The organism is Planotetraspora phitsanulokensis, from assembly GCF_016863295.1.
Taxonomy (GTDB): domain Bacteria; phylum Actinomycetota; class Actinomycetes; order Streptosporangiales; family Streptosporangiaceae; genus Planotetraspora; species Planotetraspora phitsanulokensis.
Genome location: NZ_BOOP01000024.1, coordinates 21304 through 39051, shown reverse-complemented (window position 1 = coordinate 39051; position 17748 = coordinate 21304). Strand labels below are relative to the sequence as shown.

Annotated in this window: 12 protein-coding genes; 4 read left to right on the top strand and 8 right to left on the bottom strand. The window is 70.3% G+C overall.

Features of this window, described 5'->3' with window-relative positions; translation table 11 throughout:
* Window positions 1–63 precede the first annotated feature (63 nt).
* The 3 genes from Pph01_RS26185 to Pph01_RS26175 are packed head-to-tail and all read left to right on the top strand — an operon-like array spanning window position 64 to window position 2534.
* Window positions 64–576, top strand: a complete 513-nt coding sequence (locus tag Pph01_RS26185) for a hypothetical protein (RefSeq protein WP_204075821.1) — start codon at window positions 64–66, stop codon at window positions 574–576.
* A complete protein-coding gene (locus Pph01_RS26180; protein ID WP_204075820.1) occupies window positions 573–1037 on the top strand; it encodes a hypothetical protein in 465 nt (154 codons plus the stop codon). Before Pph01_RS26185 ends, Pph01_RS26180 begins: the two co-directional genes overlap by 4 nt.
* Before the next feature lie 12 nt (window positions 1038–1049).
* Window positions 1050–2534, top strand: coding sequence for a multicopper oxidase family protein (locus tag Pph01_RS26175; RefSeq protein WP_204075819.1), 1485 nt, complete (start codon window positions 1050–1052; stop codon window positions 2532–2534).
* A 55-nt stretch (window positions 2535–2589) separates the two neighbouring features.
* Here Pph01_RS26175 and Pph01_RS26170 read toward each other — a convergent pair whose 3' ends face one another.
* From Pph01_RS26170 to Pph01_RS26135, 8 genes are all read right to left on the bottom strand, one after another.
* Window positions 2590–4980: a serine/threonine-protein kinase gene (locus Pph01_RS26170; RefSeq protein WP_204075818.1), complete on the bottom strand. Its 2391-nt coding sequence runs from the start codon at window positions 4978–4980 to the stop codon at window positions 2590–2592.
* 190 nt (window positions 4981–5170) lie between these two features.
* Window positions 5171–5686, bottom strand: coding sequence for a hypothetical protein (locus Pph01_RS26165; protein WP_204075817.1), 516 nt, complete (start codon window positions 5684–5686; stop codon window positions 5171–5173).
* A 111-nt stretch (window positions 5687–5797) separates the two neighbouring features.
* Window positions 5798–7285, bottom strand: coding sequence for an FAD/NAD(P)-dependent oxidoreductase (locus Pph01_RS26160; protein WP_204075816.1), 1488 nt, complete (start codon window positions 7283–7285; stop codon window positions 5798–5800).
* A complete protein-coding gene (locus Pph01_RS26155) occupies window positions 7269–7553 on the bottom strand; it encodes a (2Fe-2S)-binding protein (RefSeq protein ID WP_239117022.1) in 285 nt (94 codons plus the stop codon). Before Pph01_RS26155 ends, Pph01_RS26160 begins: the two co-directional genes overlap by 17 nt.
* The gene (locus tag Pph01_RS26150) at window positions 7550–8707 is read right to left on the bottom strand and encodes an NAD(P)/FAD-dependent oxidoreductase (protein ID WP_204075815.1); all 1158 of its coding nucleotides are present in this window, start codon (window positions 8705–8707) and stop codon (window positions 7550–7552) included. Before Pph01_RS26150 ends, Pph01_RS26155 begins: the two co-directional genes overlap by 4 nt.
* Window positions 8704–9387, bottom strand: a complete 684-nt coding sequence (locus Pph01_RS26145) for a GntR family transcriptional regulator (RefSeq protein WP_204075814.1) — start codon at window positions 9385–9387, stop codon at window positions 8704–8706. The genes Pph01_RS26150 and Pph01_RS26145 overlap by 4 nt, the downstream gene beginning before the upstream one ends.
* The gene (locus tag Pph01_RS26140) at window positions 9384–10385 is read right to left on the bottom strand and encodes a proline racemase family protein (protein ID WP_204075813.1); all 1002 of its coding nucleotides are present in this window, start codon (window positions 10383–10385) and stop codon (window positions 9384–9386) included. Before Pph01_RS26140 ends, Pph01_RS26145 begins: the two co-directional genes overlap by 4 nt.
* Window positions 10382–11287, bottom strand: coding sequence for a dihydrodipicolinate synthase family protein (locus Pph01_RS26135; RefSeq protein WP_204075812.1), 906 nt, complete (start codon window positions 11285–11287; stop codon window positions 10382–10384). Before Pph01_RS26135 ends, Pph01_RS26140 begins: the two co-directional genes overlap by 4 nt.
* Before the next feature lie 275 nt (window positions 11288–11562).
* On the opposite strand from Pph01_RS26135, the gene Pph01_RS26130 reads away from it, so the two are divergent.
* On the top strand, window positions 11563–17583 hold the full coding sequence (locus Pph01_RS26130) for a phospholipase A2 (RefSeq protein WP_204075811.1): 6021 nt from the start codon (window positions 11563–11565) through the stop codon (window positions 17581–17583).
* Window positions 17584–17748 lie beyond the last annotated feature (165 nt).

Below are 17748 nucleotides of genomic sequence, written 5' to 3'. Positions count from 1 at the left end.
TCCCGGACCGGCCGGGACAACGTCCCGTGACGCCGGGACGCGGCATCGCAGACCCTGACGGTCATGAAGACGAAGGCGGTCAGCGGGCCGGGCCTCATGGCCTCGGCGGCGATCTGCCTCATCGGGTCTCTGACGGAATCGGCATCCGCCGAGGTCATGTGGAGCGCCGGTGCATGGCTCGCCGTCGTGGTGAGCGCGATCGCGTACCGCGACATCGCGCGGCACGCCCGCCGTGTGCCGAGCGCCGTCGCTCTCGCCCTGCTGGGCTTCGTCGCTTCGGCGTGGACGGTCGAGGCGACGTTACGGGTCGCCGGCCAGCCGTGGATCACGGCGCACCCCGGCCCGCTGTTCGCCGTCGTCGGCGTCGCCGCCATCGGCAACGCGCAGCTGGCGTACGCGGCCGGCCGGGCAGAACTGGTCCATCCGGCGACCGGCATGATCATCGCGATCGCCGCGCTGCTCAGCACGCTCACCGCCGATCCCGGCGCCCCCTACCTCCTCGGCGCCGGTCCCCTCGGCGCCGTTCTGCTCGCCCGAGCGATCCGATCACGCATGTCGAAGGGACGGACAACATGAGAACTGTCTACAAGGTGCTGGCGTACATCATCGCGGTCGAGGTGGCCGTCCAGGCGTCGCTGGTGGTCCTGGCCAACGCCGGGCTAGGCAAATGGGTCACGGACGGCGGCGTGCTCGACAAGGCCGTCATGGAGAGCGACGAGTTCGCGTTCCCAGAGATCATCGGCTTCATCCTGCACGGCGTCAACGGGGGGATGGTGATCCCCGCCCTGGCGCTCCTCCTTTTGATCGTTTCGTTCTTCGCCCAGGTCTCCGGCGGGGTGAAGTTCGCCGCGGTGGTACTGCTGCTCGTCGCCGTCCAGGTCACCCTGGGGTATGCCGGGCACGAACTGCCCGCCCTGGGTGCCATGCACGGACTCAACGCGCTGCTGCTGTTCACCGCCGCCCTGCACACCGCGCGCCGGGCGCAGCCCGGGACCACCGGCGCACCCGCCGGTACGCCGACCGCGACATCGGTCTGAGGGCGGAAGGCGATGACCCGTACCCGTCGCCTGCGAATCGCCGTGGCATGTGCCGCGACGCTGGCCATCGCCGGCCCCCTGGCCTGGCTGTGGCAGGCCAGCCTGCTGCCATCGGCGTACTCCGTGATGGACATGGGGTACGCCGACGGGGGCCTGCAGGCGAGCGCGGCGCCACATGCGCAGCACTCGCACATGCGCCACGCCGGCGGGACCCGCAGCGTGGTCGACCTGGTCGCCGACCCGCGGCGCAAGCCTGACGTCGACGTGACGCTGACCGCGCGCAAGCAGCGGTTCCGGCTGGCGTCGGGCCGCGAGGTCGACGGGTACACGCTCAACGGCCGGTCGCCCGGCCCGCAGATCCAGGCCACGGCGGGTCAGCTCGTGCAGGTGAGACTGGTGAACGAGTCGGTGCCCGACGGAGTCACCCTGCACTGGCACGGCGTCGACGTCCCCGCCTCCCAGGACGGGGTCGCCGGAGTCACCCAGGACGCGGTCGGGATCGGCCACGACTTCACCTACCGGTTCGTCGCCCGCCAGGTCGGTACTTTCTGGTATCACTCCCACCAGGTATCCCACGAGCAGGTCGCCGACGGCCTGCTCGGTGGCCTGGTCGTCCGGCCCACCGGGGAACCCGAGGCCACCGTCGATGTGGTCGCCCTGACGCACCTCTACCACGGGATCCGAACCGTCAACGGGTCCGAATCCGACATCACCGTCCCGGCGCCGCCGGGCGCCAGGGCGCGGGTACGCGTGATCAACACCGACAACGGACCCACCTCGATATGGGTCGCCGGCACCGCACCGCGCCTGGTCGCCGTCGACGGCACCGACCTGCACGACCCGCCGCCCATCGAGCAGGCCGCGATCCTCGTGACGGCCGGTGGCCGTGCCGACGTCGAGGTGACCATGCCCTCCGACGGCACACCCGTCCGAGTACAGATCGGCGGTCCGCTGTCGGTGGTGCTGGGCTCCGCCGCCGCTCCGGTGAGCGCCCGGCCGACGACGACCTTGGACCTGCTGACCTACGGCACTCGGACCTCAGTCGGCTTCGACGCGGCCCGCCCGGACCGCACCTTCCGGTACGAGATCGGACGCCGACCGGGCTTCCTCGACGGCCGCCCCGGGCTCTACTGGACCGTCAACGGCCATCTCTTCCCGGATGTGCCGATGTTCGTGGTCGCCGAAGGCGACGTCGTCCGCATGACCGTCGTCAACAGCAGCGGCGAGGTTCACCCGATGCACCTGCACGGCCACCACGCGGTGGTCCTCGCCCGCAACGGAGTGGCCGCCACCGGAAGCCCATGGTGGATCGACTCCCTGAACGTCGGCGACGGCGAGTCCTACGACATCGCGTTCGTCGCCGACAACCCGGGAATCTGGGTCGATCATTGTCACAACCTGCCCCACGCGGGGGAAGGGCTCCTCGCCCACCTCATGTACGAGGGCGTCACGACGCCCTTTGTCATCGGCGGCCCAGCCGGCAACTCACGGGAATGAGCGGCTGGCGAACCCGGGGCACGGCCACGGTCGTCGACCCGCATGCCTCCGGGCTTCAGTTGGTCTCGTCGCCGGACTCGGCTCTCGGTCTGTCGTCGGATCGCGCGCTCGACTTGTCGCCTGGCCGGCCGGCCAGGCCGCGCGCCGGCTTGCCGACGGGACGTCCCCCGGTCGGCTGCCGCATCGCTCCGTCGCAGGCGTCGCTCTTGTGCACGCTGCTGGCGGAGTCGCTCGCCGCGCCGAGAGCGGAGCTGACGTTCACGACGACGTCTCTGACGTCCGCGTATCCACACTGAGGAGTGGCGAACCGCACGGTGAACAGCTGGTTGTACGCCGAATTGCCCGACAGCGCGGTCTCGTGGCGGGAGTTGCGCTGCACGGTCCGCCTGCCCGCGGTGACCGTCTGACGGAAGTCGGCCGTGAGCGTGACGGGATCGGGTGAGGCATTCGTGACCTTGACCGAAAGCGTGCTGCCGTTCCACGAGGCGATCGACACCGTGGGCGGCCCGCACTTCGACCCGAAGAGCTGCACCTCCTCGGTCTGCGGCCCGTTGGCCGCGGCGGGGTCGGTGGTCACCTTCACCCCGAAGTAGGCGGTCTCACCGCAGTCGACCGTGCCGAGATGACCCGGCAGCGAAATGTTGTACGTCGTGTCGCCGGACAATGTGCGGCTCGCATGAGAAACGACCTTCGCCGGCCCGCCCTTCTCCCGGCGGGTGAACTCCGCCGCCAGGTGGACCTCGCCGGGGCCGTCCGTTCTCACGGTGATTTGGGCGGTCCGTCCGTCCCAGTCGACAGTGGCCTTGTCGACCGCAGGCGCCGGGCACGGGTCGCCCGTCACCTCGACGACCTTGCTCCGCGCCCTGGTGACGGGCGTGCCCGCCGCGATCGTCACCTGGCGGTACACGGTCTGCCCGCAGTCCGGCGCGGCGAACCCGCCTGCGATCGACCGGTGGTACGACGTGGAGCCGTCGAGCTCGAACGTCTTCCTGCCGCTGACGGTGAGCTTCGACGGAGACGGCCCCTCGGCGAAGCGTGCGGTGAGCGTGATGCTCTGCGATGTCGGTGTCTTCACCCTGACCGTGGCCGTACGCCCGTCGAACTCGGCGACCTTCAGGTCGCTCGGCGTGACGGGAGCGGCGCTCGTGGCGGCGGGACTCGCGGGGGCGGGGCTCGCGGGGGCGGGACTTGCGGGGGCGGGGCTCGCGGGGGCGGGGCTCGATCCACCTGCCCCGGCAGGGGAGGTGGCCCGGGTGTGCGCCGGGCTCGCGGCCGGCGTCGCGCTCCCGGCCGAAGCGGCCGTCGCACCGCCCGGCCTCGCCTGCTCCGCGGAGATCTGCGACGTTGGCGCGGTGTCGCGGTTGACGGCGAGCACGGCCGCCACGGCGCCCACCGCGACCACGCCGGCCGCGATCAGGATCGGCGTGCCGTAACGCCTCGGCCGGCGGACCACGGCCCGCCTCGAGCCGGTGCTCGTCCGCGGTTCCCGCTCCTCGAGGAAGAATTCCGACTCCGGCTCCTCCCGGAAGAATTCCGACTCCGCCGGAGAAAGGACCCGGTCGTCAGGCGGGAAACCCAGGTCGGTGGCCCAAAGATCCCGATCGGCGGGAGCGGCCGGCTCAGCGAGTTGACGGTGGCCGCGATGCTCCCATTGCGGCCCGTACGCGTCGTACGCCGCCCGTTCCAGTTCGCCCATGAACGCCCTCGCGGTCGTGGGACGGTTCGCCGGATTCTTGGCCAGTCCACGGATCACCAGGTCCAGAAGGGGGTCCGGCACGCCGTCCACAGGGATCCTCGCCCCCTGGTGCAGCTGCCGCAGGGTCGCCACATGGTCCGCGTCGTACGGCACATGCCCGGTGAGGCACTCGAAGAGGACGCAGGTCGCGGCATACAGGTCGGTCGCGGGGGCCGCGGGCGCGCCGTTCCACTGCTCAGGGGCCATATAGAGCGGAGTGCCCGCGGGCATGCCGGGGTCGGCGGCGACGGCGATGCCGAAGTCGGTGAGCTTGACCGACCCGTCGGCCCGGACGAGGACGTTCCCGGGTTTGTAGTCGCGATGGACGATGCCGGCGTCGTGGGCGGCCGACAGCCCGAGCAGCGAGCCCTTCAGCACGACCAGCGCGGCCTCCGGGCTGAGGGCGCCACGCTCGCGGAGGACCTCGCTGAGGGGCACGCCGTCCACGAACTCCATGACGACGGCGGAGTCGAAATGGCTCTCGACATACCCGTAGACACGCGCGATGTTCGGATCGGCGATCTCGGCCAGCCGACGGGCCTCGTCGCGGAAGGCGACACGGAAGCTGGCGTCGGAGCTGAGCTCGTCGCTCAGATACTTGATCGCGGCCCGGCCGCCGTTCTCCACGTATGTGGCCAGGACGACCCTGCCCGTCGCGCCGGACCCGAGCTCGCGTTCTTCCCGGTATCCCGGAACGGACCAGGCGTTCATCGTTGTCCCCTCGGAGTGATGACGCTCCTGACTCCCCAGACGAAGGCCTTGGTAGATCACCACAGTGATGATTCGATTACGCAAAGATATGAGGAATTAGCATATGCCAAGGTCAGCGCATATATGCCAGCAAATCCAGGCAAACGATTCAGGCCCAGCCGGGGCTCCACGTGAATCGGCTCACCCGATCTCAGTCCCCTGATCGGCCGTCCCGGCCGACGGGAACCGGCGTCCCCGTCATGGCTTCCAGCACCGCGCGCCCGCCCAGCGGCCGGTTGAGTCGTACGGTCACACGCCTGCGGTATCCCACGTCCGTGCAGGCTTCCCCCGCCTGGAGGTGCTCCTCCACCAGGATCAGCGCCGCATGTTCGGATTCGACGGCTCGGGCGGTGTAGTCGGCGCCACACCCGCCGGTGGACTTTCTCCCCACGAACTCGGCGCTGAGTGTGATTCCGTCCTCAAGGAGGGTGACCCGCTCTACGGCCGGAGCCCCGATAACACGTCCGCGGCCGTCCCTTCTGAGAGGTGTCGGGGCAGCCTGGGCGCCGTCTGCCGCGAATGCCTGCTCATAACCTTCAAGAGCCTGCCGCAGGTGATCGTCGAGCCGCCGATCGTCCTCGGTCGTGAACCACACCACAAGCGCCGCCGAGGCCAGAACGGCGACAGCCGCGACGAGCAGGGCAGAGCGCTTGAGCGTCATGATCACGAGACGTCCATGATGCGGCATTGGTTCACGCCCCCGCCCATCACGGGTTCGGGTTCAGCCCCGAGCAGTCGCAGGCCCGGCGGGACTCCCCGTGAACCGGCTCGCCCGGTCTCAGTTCCCCGGCAAGTCGTCCGCGAGGGCGGCGAGCTCGCCCAGGGTCACCGGGACCGCGAGGCTGCGGGTGGACAGCGGGCGCAGGTCCTCCGCGGTGGTCTCGCGACGGCTCAGGCAGGCCGATATCTCCGCGGTCGCGAAGCCGCACACCCGGCCCTGGCACCAGCCCATCCCCGGCCTGGCCAGCATCTTCAGCGTGCGCGGATCCTCAGCCCCGAGGTCTCGGTGGGCGCGGACGAGATCGCCGTAGGAGACCTCCTCGCAGCGGCACACCAGCGTCGAGTCGGACAGCCACCTCGTCCACGCGACCGGCACCGGGTACGCGCGGTGCATGGCGGCGGCGAACCTCCGCCCCCGCCGGATCTCCCTGCTCAACCGACCGATCACCGCCACGACCGCCCGGCGCGACGACTCGGGCGTACGGCGCAGCGCGACGCCGAGGGCGACGGCGCTCAGGCGGCCCTCGGCGACGGCCAGGGCGGCGCCGCCCACGCCGGTCGCCTCTCCCGCGACGTACACCCCGTCGACGCTGCTGCGCTGGAGGTCGTCGACGACCACGACGAGGGAGCCGTCGACGTCCCTCCTGGTCTCCGCACCGAGCATGAGCGGCAGTTCCAGCGAGGGGGTGAAGCCCCAGCCGAGCGCCACGAGGTCGGCGGCGATCTCCTCCTCCGGCCCGGCGAGACGGCCGTCGACCCGGTCGACCCTGGCGATCCTGACCGCCTCGACCCTGCCCTCGCCGAGGATCTCGCGGATCACGGTCCCACGGCGGTACGGAATGCGGTGGCGGGCCATCAGCGCCGCGTACTGCAGCGCCTCGACTCCCTTGCCCGGGACGGACATCGCCCCCACGGGGTCACGCAGCCAGCCGAGCGTGCCGTTGGCCTCGACGACGGCCGCCAGGCTCGCGCCGGCCCGCGCGAGGCCGGTGGCCACCGGAAGCAGGAACGGCCCGGTGCCGGCGACGACGGCGCGCCTGCCCGCGAGCGTGCGGTGGCCCTTGAGCAGCGCCTGCGCTCCCCCGGCGGCCATGACCCCGGGCAGGTCCCACCCGGGAATGGGCAGTTGCCGGTCGTATCCGCCCGGGCAGAGGATCAGCGCCCGCGCCGTCTCCGCCCGGCTCAGGCCGGCCTCCTCGGCCCCGTCCACCCGCGTTGACGTGGTGGGTGTCAGCTGAAGCGTGAACGCCCCGTTCTCGTCGCGGGTGACGAGCCACACCTGGTGGCCGGGGAGATACCGGATCCGGCCGGTGGCGGTAAGGGCGTCCAGGCGTTCGCGCAGGCGGGTGAAGGTCGACCAGCCATGGTGGCCACGACGGTCATCGGGGCGGGCGTGGTTCTCGTCGTAGTGCCGCCAGTACTGGCCGCCGGGCTGTCCGGCCGCGTCGATGAGTACGACGCCGAGCCCGGCCGCGGCACTCTCCACGGCGGCCGCGAGGCCCGCCGGGCCCGCGCCGACCACGGCGACGTCATACGTGTCCGGCATCGCCGTCCTCCATGCCACCGGTGTCCCCCACGTCGCCGAGCGTCATTCCGTCCACGGCCGGGACGAGGCAGGCACGCAGGCCGGGGACGCCGTCCACCGTGATCAGGCAGTCGAAGCAGACGCCGATGCCGCAGAACATGCCGCGGGGCCTGCCGCCCTTCCGGGTGGTCCGCCAGTCGAGGATTCCCGCCGCCACGAGGGCCGCGCCGATGCTCTGACCGGGCTCGGCGGGGACGGCGGCGCCGCGAAAGGTCATCTGGTACGTCACCGGAGCGCCTCCTCTGGTTCCGGGAACCGGTCGGGGGCGAACGGGGTGAGATCCAGATCGGGCCCGTCCCCCGCGAGGGCCTGGGCGATCAGCTTGCCCGTCCCCGCGGACAGGCCGATGCCGGCGCCCTCGTGTCCGCAGGCGTGCCACAGGCCGGGGGCGCGCGGGTCCGGGCCGATGACGGGCAGGTGGTCGGGGCAGTAGGGGCGGAAGCCGAGATAGGTACGCATCGCGCGGACCTCCCGCAACATCGGGAACAGCGCGATCGCCTTCGCCGCGAGCGTGCCGATCGCCTTGCCGGACACCGTCCGGTCGAAGCCGACGCGCTCGCGCGACGAGCCGATGAGAATCGTGCCGCTGCCGGTCCCCTCGACGACGGGCGAGGTCTGCAGGGCGGCGTCGGAGCTGGCCACGTCCCCGACGTACTCGGCGGCGTACACCTTGTGGCGGATCGTCCGGGACGGCATGGGCTCGGTGACCAGGATGAAGCCACGGCGGGGCAGCACGGGGACGTGCACGCCGGCGAGATCGGCGACGCCGCCGGCCCACGTGCCCGTCGCGTTGAGCACCGCGCCCGCCGGGATGTCGCCACCGGTGGTCCGCACGCCCGTCACCCGGTCGCCGTCGCGCAGGAACCCGACCACCTCGGTACGGGTGCGCACCAGCGCACCAGCCTCGCGGGCCAGGCGGAGCAGGTGCGCGACCACCAGCATCGGCTGGACCTGGGCGTCCTGGGGATAGAAGGCGGCCCCCGCGAGCCCGTCGGACAGGTGCGGCTCGTAGTCGCGCAACTCGGCCCGCGCGACGTCGCGGACCTCCACCCCGTATCGGCGCTGGTGGACGGTGAGCTCGCGCAGCGAGGCGAGGCCGTGCTCCGACGCGGCGACGACCAGGCCGCCTTTGGACTCGAACTCCCACAGGCCGGCATGCTCCCCGAGGTCCTCGCGCCAGATCCGCTGCGAGTACAGCGCGAGGTCGAGTTCGGGACCGGCCTCCTTGTCGGAGACCAGCAGGTTGCCCTCCCCCGCGCTGGACGTGCCTCCGGCGAGCGCGCCGCGCTCGACGACGACCACGCGCAGCCCGGCCAGCGAGGCGAAGTACGCGCCGGCCGCGCCGACCACGCCCGCCCCGACGACGACGAGGTCAGCGGTCATGGCGCGTCCTCGGCGGCGCCCGCCCACAGACCCCGCACGTGGCCGATGTGGCGGCGCATCAGGGCCTCGGCCCCGGCGGCGTCGCGGGCCTCGATGAGGTCGAGCAGTTCGTGGTGCTCGGCTGCCGAGGCCCCCAGCCTGCCGCCGCGCGACAGCGACGCCAGGCCGAACAGCCGGGTCCGGGCGCGCAGGCCCGAGACGACCTCCAGCAGGAACCGGTTGCCGCTGTAGCCGAGCAGGGTCAGGTGGAAGACGTGGTCGGCCTCGACGTAGCCGACGAGGTCGCCGCGTTCGGCGGCGTCGACGATGGCCTGCGCCAGTGTCCGCAGCCCGGGAAGGTCCTGTTCCGCGATCACGTTCACGGCGTCCCGCACGGTCGGCGGCTCGATGAGCAGCCGTACGGCGGCCAGGTTGTCGAGGTCCTCGTCGGACACCTCGGTGATCCGGAAGCCCTTGTTCGGGTGCGCGACGACCAGGCCCTCCTTGACCAGGTCGAGCATGGCCTCCCGTACGGGGGTGGGAGAGACCCCGAACTGGGCGCCCAGCGCGGGGGCCGAGTAGACGACGCCGGGCTCCAGCCTGCCGGAGATGATCGCGGCGCGCAGGGCGTCCCTGACCCGGTCGCGGAGGTTCTCCCGTCGGCCGATACCCGCCAGGCCGGGGACCGGGGCCGGATTCACAGGAGGAAGCCGGCGGGGAACGGGTCGGTGGGATCGAGGTGGAACTGCGAGGTCCCGGTGACCCACGCCCGGCCGGTGATCGACGGCAGCACCGCGGGAAGCGAGCCGACCGTGGTCTCGCCGAGCAGGCGTCCCGTGAAGCGCGTGCCGATGAACGACTCGTTCTCGAAGTCCGCACCGATGCCCAGCTGTCCGCGTGCGTGGAGCTGGGCCATCCGGGCGCTCGTGCCCGTCCCGCAGGGGGAACGGTCGAACCAGCCGGGGTGGATGGCCATGGCGTGCCGCGACAGCTTCGCGGTCGAGCCGGGCGCCTTCAGATAGACGTGATGGCATCCGTTGATGTCCGCGCGCTCCGGGTGGACGGGCCGGTCGTGCTCGTTCACCGCGTCCATGATCCGCAGGCCGGCGGCCAGCAGGTCGCCGGCGCGGGACCGGTCGAAGGGCAGGCGGAGGTCGGCTAGCTCGACGATCGCGTAGAAGTTCCCGCCGAACGCCATGTCGTAGGCGATCTCGCCGAAGCCGGGGACCTCGACCTTCCGGTCCAGCGCGTACGAGAACGACGGCACGTTCTGGATGGTGACCGACGTCGCCGCGCCGTCCTCGACCGCGACGGACGCGACGACGAGCCCGGCGGGGGTGTCGAGCCTGATCGTGGTCACCGGCTCGACGACGGGCACCATGCCGGTCTCGACGAGGACCGTCGCGACCCCGATCGTGCCGTGGCCGCACATCGGCAGCAGGCCGGAGACCTCGATGAACAGCACGCCGTAGTCGGCGTCGGGACGGGTGGGCGGCTGCAGGATCGCGCCGCTCATCGCGGCATGGCCGCGCGGCTCGTACATCAGCAGCGTGCGGACGTCGTCGCTGTTGTCCATGAACCACAGCCTGCGCTCGGCCATGGTCTCGCCGGGGATCGTCCCCACGCCGCCGACGATGACGCGGGTGGGCATGCCCTCGGTGTGCGAGTCGACGGCGTGGAAGGTGCGGCGGGATCTCACTTGTACCCCTTCGCGATGACGGCCTCGGTGTCGGCGGCGATCCGGTCGGCCTGTTCGGGCGGGAGCGGCAGGCGCGGCGGGCGGCAGGGGCCGCCCTTGCGGCCGGCGACGTCCATGGACAACTTGATCGACTGGACGAACTCGGTCTTGGAGTCCCAGCGCAGCAGCGGGTGCAGGTCGCGGTACATCGGCAGCGCCTCGGCGATGTCGGCGGCGTCGCCGGAGGTGACCAGCCGGTAGAGCGCGGACGTCGACTCGGGGAACGCGTTCGGGTAGCCGGCGATCCAGCCGACGGCCCCGGCGACGCCCAGTTCGAGCAGCACGTCGTCGGCTCCGACCAGCAGGTCGAGGCCTGGCGCCTGCTCGGCGATCTCGTACGCCCTGCGGACGTCGCCGCTGAACTCCTTGACGGCGACGATGAGGCCCTCGTGGAACAGTTCGGCGAGCAGTCCGGGAGTCAGGTCGACCTTGGTGTCGATGGGGTTGTTGTACGCGACGATCGGCAGGCCGGCCTTGGCCGCCTCACGGTAGTGCCCGACGACGGCCTCCCTGCCTGCGCGGTAGGCGTTCGGCGGGAGGAGCAGGACGGACGTGGCTCCGGCGGCCGCGGCCTGCTCCGCCCAGCGGCGGGCCTCCAGCGCGCCGTACGCGGCGACGCCCGGCATCACGCCGAACCCCTCGGGAGCGGCCTCGACGGCCGTCTCGACGACGCGGGCCCGCTCCTCCGGGGTCAGCGTCTGGTACTCGCCCAGCGATCCGTTGGGCACAACGCCGTCGCAGCCTCCCGCGGCGAGGAACCGCACGTGCTCGGCGAATCCGGAGTAGTCGACGGACAGGTCGTCGTTGAAGGGCAGGGCCGTCGCGACGTGAACGCCACGCCAGGGCCGGGCGGAGGTGGTCATCCCGAGCTCTCCTCAGTGCCTATGCGCCAAGTGCAATGTCACATTGTTAGAGCGCGATCGTGCGATTTTCAAGACCGTCGGCGTGCGAATCGCCCAATCGGGGGTCTAACGCATCTGTGCGCCAAACGCGATCTATACGACACCTATACAGCCGCTGATCAACATGGCCCCGACTGTGTGTTCGCGTTATGCGGAGGTACAAGGTGTTGAAGAAAGCGGGACGGATAACCGCGTTACCGTCCCTCATAGCCCTGGCGCTGGTGTCCACTGTCGTGGTGCCGCTCCCAGCGAGGGCGGTGCCGGTCTCGACCAAGGCCCAGGCGCCGGCCGCAACCTGTCCCGACGAGATGCCGACCGAGATCTCCGCCAAGCTGGCCGCCGCGGTCTGCGACAAGCGGATCAAGGTGGCGTCACTCACCTCGGAGACCGACGAGTACTTCGTCAATCCCAACGGCACGATGACTCAGGAGCATCGCTACCGCCCCGTGCGGGTGAAGCGCGGCGACGAGTGGACCGCCGCGGACGCGACGCTGGTCGCGAACCCGGACGGGTCGGTCGCTCCGAAGGCCTCGTCCGTGTCCTACAGCTTCTCCGGCGGCGGCCAGGGCCCACTGGTACGCGCCTCGGAGAAGGGCACCGAGTTCTCTCTGGACTCGCCACTCGGCGCTCTGCCCAAGCCGGTGCTGAACGGCGCGACCGCCACCTACCCCGAGGTGCTGCCCGGCGTCGACCTGGTGCTGACCGCCGATGTCGACGGGTTCGCCGAGAAGCTCGTGGTCAAGTCCCGCGAAGCGGCCGCCGATCCCAAGCTGAAGGCGCTGACATTCGCCACCTCCCTGAAGAAGGGCAAGATCAAGGCCGACAAGTACGGCAATGTCGCGATCGTGAACGCCAAGGACGACCTGGTGTTCACCACCTCGGCGGCGGAGATGTGGGACGCCACCGCCGAAAGAGCCATGACGCGGAACCCCGTCACCTCGGCCGTCGGCGCGCAGACGGGTAAGCGCAGCAAGATGGACGTGCGGCTTTCCGGCGGCGCCATCACGGTGTCCCCTGACGCCACCCTGCTGACCGACCCCGCCACCGTCTTCCCTGTGACGATCGACCCGAGCTTCACCGCCGCCAAGTCGGGCTGGACGTACGTCGACTCGGCCTATCCGACCAGTGCCTACTACAACTCCACCAACGACGCCACGGCCGGCACAAGCAGCGCCGGAGCGGCCAAGCGGCGCTCGTTCTTCAACATGGGCTTGTCGGGGATGGGCACGGGCAAGCACATCATCTCCGCGACGTTCAACATCAAGGAGACCTGGGCCTGGTCCTGCTCTGCCAGGAACGTCGAGCTGCACAGAACCGCTGCGGTGGGCTCCTCCACCAACTGGAACAACCAGCCCGCCTCCAACCTGTCCATCGGCGCGAAGAACGTCGCCTACGGCTGGTCGTCCAGCGGGATCGGCGGCCCTTCGACCTGCCCCGCGGCCGTCGTCGGCTGGGACGTGACCAGCGCCCTGCAGAGCACCGTGACCGCCGGCGGCACGTCCATCACGTTCATGGTCAAGGCCGGCAGCGAGACGGACAACTACTACTGGAAGCGGTTCGAGAACAACCCGAGCATCTCCATCACCTACAACACGATCCCGGCGACGCCCGCGAGCCTGGCGATCGCGCCGTGCACCACGTGTGCCAGTCCCGCTCTGGTGAGCGCTCCCCAGCCGACGCTGTCCGCCAAGGTCAGCGACACGGACGCGCAGGCGCAGCGGGCCGACTTCGAGGTGTGGACTCCCGACCACGTGACCAAGGTCACCGGCGGCTCCGTCTCGAACATCGCCTCCGGCGCCACCGGATCGTGGAAGGTGGGCACGCCTCTCGCCAACACCTCCTATCACTGGCGGGTCCGCTCCTTCGACGGCACCGACTACAGCGCGTGGTCGAGCTGGTTCACCTTCACCGTGGACGCCACTCCTCCGCCCGCTCCCGCCGTCTCCTCCGACGACTACCCCGAGGACGGGTGGGCGAAGGGATCCGGCCAGGCGGGCAGGTTCACCATCACGCCCGGCGGCACCGACGTGTCGGCAGTGCTCTGGTCCTTCGACGGCGGCGCCCAGCAGTCCGCCGCGAACTCCGGCGCGCCGTACGCGCTCAACTGGACCCCCGGCAGTGACGGCCCGCACGCCCTGAAGGCGTGGGTGAAGGACAAGGCGGGCAACCTGTCGTCCGCCACCACGTATGCCTTCAACGTGGGCACATCGGCCGTCACCTCGCCGAAGGACGGGCAGTCGACCGCTCGCCGCACCGTGCTGGCCGCGACGGGCAGCACGGGACTGACCGCGGTCACCTTCTCCTACCGGCGCGGTGAGACCGACACCTGGCACCAGGTTCCCGCCGCGGACGTCCGGAAGAAGTCGGACGGCACGGCGATCACCTGGCCGGTGGCGATGGCGTCGGGCTCCTCCCCCGACCTGGTCTGGGACACCACGCACACGCTCACCCAAGACGGCGTGATCCAGGTGCGTGCCGAATTCACGACCTCGACGGGAACGGCGGCGTCCCAGTCCGTCGACCTGATCGTCGACCGCGACGCGGAGGGGGCGACCACCCAGCCCGTCGGGCCGGGCGTGGTCAACATGCTCACCGGTGACTTCAAGATGGCGGCCACGGACGCCAACGTGTTCGGCGTCGGGCTCATGCGCTCCTTCTCCTCGCGCGACCCGCGCAAGGGCTCGTCACTTCCGGGAGTCGCGGCCATCTACGGCACCGAGTGGACCCCGAGCGGGCTCGCCACGGCGGGGCAGGGCACCTTCGTGCAACTGCGACCCACCTCTGCCACCTCGGTCGAGCTCAGCGGCGACGGCTCATCCGTGGCCTTCACCAAGAACACCGACGGATCCTTCACCCCACAGCCCGACGCCGCCAATCTGGCACTGACCTTCGACTCGGCGACCGACCGCTACACCCTCTCCGACGTCAGCTCCGCGGAGCGGACGGTCTTCGCCAAGGTGGGCCCCTCGGCGACGACCTACCTGGTCCGCGCCGTCTACCCGGCGAGCGGCAAGGACAGCACGATTTTCGTCTGGGAGTCGGTGACCGGCTCCGACGGGACGCCGCTGGCCAGGCCACTCAAGATCATCGCCCCGTCCTGGTCGGTCTCGCAGACCGCCTGCGACGTGGACGTCCTCGCCGACCTGCCCGAGGGCTGCAGGCTGATCAAGATGACCTATGCCGCCACGACGACCGCGGGCGCGCAACTCGGCGACGTGGCCGGCCAGCTCAAGCAGATCAGCCTCTGGGAGGGCGGGGCGAGCGCTCCGCAGGGTCTGGCCGAGTACCGCTACGACGACCTGGGCCGTCTCCGCGAGCAGTGGAACCCCAACACTCCTGACGTCAAATCCCGCTACGACTACGACCTCGGGGGCCGGGTGAACCGGTACACCCCGCCCGGCGAGCTGCCGTGGACCTTCACCTACGGCAAGGCGGGCAACCCCGACATCGCGTCCGACGGGATGCTGCTCAGCGCATCCCGGCCGACACTCCGTCCGGGAACCCTGAACGAGACGAACGGCACGGGGACCGTCTCGGTCGTGTACGACGTCCCGATCAGCGGGAGCGGCTCGCCGTACAACCTGGCCGCGGCGACCACGGCGGCGTGGGGTCAGAGCGACGCGCCCGCCGACGCGACCGCGATCTTCCCGGCCGACCAGGTGCCCGCGAACAACACCGGGCGCGGCGGCCTGGCCGGATCCGACTACGGCCGCGCCATGATCACCTACCTCAACGCGTCCGGACAGGTGGTCAACCGCGCGGATCCGGGTGGCGCCGTGTCCACCAGCCAGTACGACGCGCAGGGCAACACCGTGCTCTCACTCTCCGCGGGCAACCGGGCCCTCGCCCTGGGTCAGGGGCCGAACGCGGCGAACGATCTGACCCGGCTCGGCCTGCTCAACACTCCGACGGCGGAGCGAGCCCGGCTGCTCTCCGACGAGACCACATACAGCGCCGACGGGCAGCGCGAGCAGTCCGAGTCCGGACCGCTGCACCTGATCCAGCTGAACGGCGCCCAGGTCCCCGCCAGAAAGCACACGGTCAACACCTTCGACGAAGGTCGGCCGGCGGACGCCAAGGTGGCGAACCTGGTCACCACCGTCACCACCGGCGCCTCGGTTCCCGGCTCGACGGCGGACGCCGACCTCAGGGTGAGCAAGACGTACTACGACTGGACCTCAGGCAAGGTCACCAAGACCGTCGACGACCCCGGCGGCCTGGCGATCACCAAGACGACCGGCTACGACACGGAAGGCAGGGTGATCAGTAGCACCATGCCGAAGTCGTCGGGCGACGACGCCGGCACGACGACCACCGACTACTACACCGCCGACGGCACCGGAACCTGCGGCGGCAAGGCCGAATGGGCCGGGTTGCTGTGCCGTACGAAGGCGAAGACCACGATCTCCAACAGCGGCTCCAACCCCGCCGAGTTGGTCACCAAGGTCTACACCTACGAGCCGGGCGGCCTCCTGTCCGCGGTCACAGAGACCGCGAACGGTGTCACCAGGACCACGACCACCAAGTACGACGCGGCGGGACGAACCGTGGAGACCGCGGTCACCGGTGGTGTCGGAACGGGAGTGCCCACGGTGACCGCGACATACGACTCGGCCGGACGCACCCTGAAGACGAGCACGTCCGACGGAAAGGTGATCACCCGGGAGTACGACGTGCTGGGACGCCAGGTGTCCTACACCGATGCCGACGGCGGTGTGACCAGGGTCGAGTACGACGCGCTCGACCGGGTGACCAAGAAGACGGACGGCGCACCGTCCACGGTGACCTACGTCTACGACACCGCGGCCGACCCCCGGGGCGTGCTCACCTCGATGACCGACTCGATCGCGGGCTCGTTCACCGCCACCTACGACCTGGACGGCGGCGTCAGCCACGAGAACCTTCCCGGAGGCGTCTCCTACAGCGTCACCAGGGACCCGTCGGGCGCGCCGACCTGGCGCGGCTACCAGACCGCGACCGGCGTCAAGCTGGTCGACGATTCGGTGACCTGGTCGATCCACGGCCAGCAGGTGTCGCACAACGGGCTTTCGGCCCAGCAGATCGGCTATGACAAGCTGGGCAGGATCAGCTCGGTGGACGACACCGTGAGCGGGACCTGCGCTCGCCGGACCTACGGGTACGACGCCAACTCCAACCGGACCGCGCTGACCGGCAGCCGCTGCGACGGCTCGGGTGCGGTCACCGAGACCCACGTCTACGACGGCGGGGACCGGCTGGCCGACTCCGGCTACGTGTACGACGCCTACGGGCGCACCACGGCCACGCCTTCGGGGCTGACGACGGAGTACTACAACACCGACCTGGTCAAGTCGATGACCTCCGGCTCGGTGCGGCAGTCCTACACGCTCGACCCGCAACTCCGGCGCAACACCACCGTGGTGGCACAGCTGTCCGGCGGCACCTGGAACAACGTCGGAAAGCGGATCGATCACTTCGACGCCGACGACGACACGCCCGCGTGGGTGGTGGAGGACGCCACATCCGGAGTCGTCACCAGGAACGTCCACTCGATCTCGGGTGGCCTGGCGGCGGTGACGTCGGCGACGGGAGACGTCCGGCTGCAACTCACCAACCTGCACGACGACATCAACGTGGTGTACAGCCTGGCCGGCGGGGTCCCGCTGGCGCTGGACTTCGACGAGTTCGGCAACCCGCGCGCGGGTCAGCCCACGACGAGGTACGGCTGGCACGGCGCGGCCGAGCGGGCCGCCGACACCCCCGACGGCACCATGCTCATGGGTGTCCGGCTCTACCAGCCCAAGCTGGGACGGTTCCTCCAGACCGACCCGGTGGAGGGCGGCAGCGCCAACGCCTACGACTACGCGGCCCAGGCGCCCACCTCCAACGCGGACCTGGACGGCAAGAAGTGGTACTGGTGCACGAACTTCTGGCACTTCGCGTTCAACCACTGCGGCATCAACTACGCCTGGTATCACGGGAGCTGGCGCTGGGTCTACTGGACGAAGACCCCTGCGGGCTGGTGGGTCCGCGGAGTGAAGTACGACTACTGCACGAAATCCCCCGACAAGCCGCTCGGGTACGACTTCCGGCAGGCGTGCATGATGCACGACTACGGTCTGGCCCTGCGCAACATGGGCTACGTCTCCAGCAAGCGCCAGGTCGACGACGTCTTCTACTACGTCCTCTACTACGGCGTCTGCTCGCACTACTTCTGGAAGGGGACGTGCAGAGGCATCGCCTACAAGTACTACCTCATGGTTCGCGCCTTCGGTTAGCCGTGCCTTCCCGCTGAATCACTGAATCACTGAATCCGCACCGGCGGGAGCCGAAACGACGGCTTCCGCCGGTGCACAAGCGAATCTGTTCGACTCATGTGTTGACGGGAGTAAAACGATCGTGCATATTAAGGCGGATTTGATCTTGTTTGTGCGCGATCGTTT

Coding starts and splice junctions, on each gene's coding strand:
- Pph01_RS26185 (WP_204075821.1), top strand. CDS start 64: ATGAAGACGAAGGCGGTCAGCGGGCCGGGCCTCATGGCCTCGGCGGCG.
- Pph01_RS26180 (WP_204075820.1), top strand. CDS start 573: ATGAGAACTGTCTACAAGGTGCTGGCGTACATCATCGCGGTCGAGGTG.
- Pph01_RS26175 (WP_204075819.1), top strand. CDS start 1,050: ATGACCCGTACCCGTCGCCTGCGAATCGCCGTGGCATGTGCCGCGACG.
- Pph01_RS26170 (WP_204075818.1), bottom strand. CDS start 4,980: ATGAACGCCTGGTCCGTTCCGGGATACCGGGAAGAACGCGAGCTCGGG.
- Pph01_RS26160 (WP_204075816.1), bottom strand. CDS start 7,285: ATGCCGGACACGTATGACGTCGCCGTGGTCGGCGCGGGCCCGGCGGGC.
- Pph01_RS26150 (WP_204075815.1), bottom strand. CDS start 8,707: ATGACCGCTGACCTCGTCGTCGTCGGGGCGGGCGTGGTCGGCGCGGCC.
- Pph01_RS26135 (WP_204075812.1), bottom strand. CDS start 11,287: ATGACCACCTCCGCCCGGCCCTGGCGTGGCGTTCACGTCGCGACGGCC.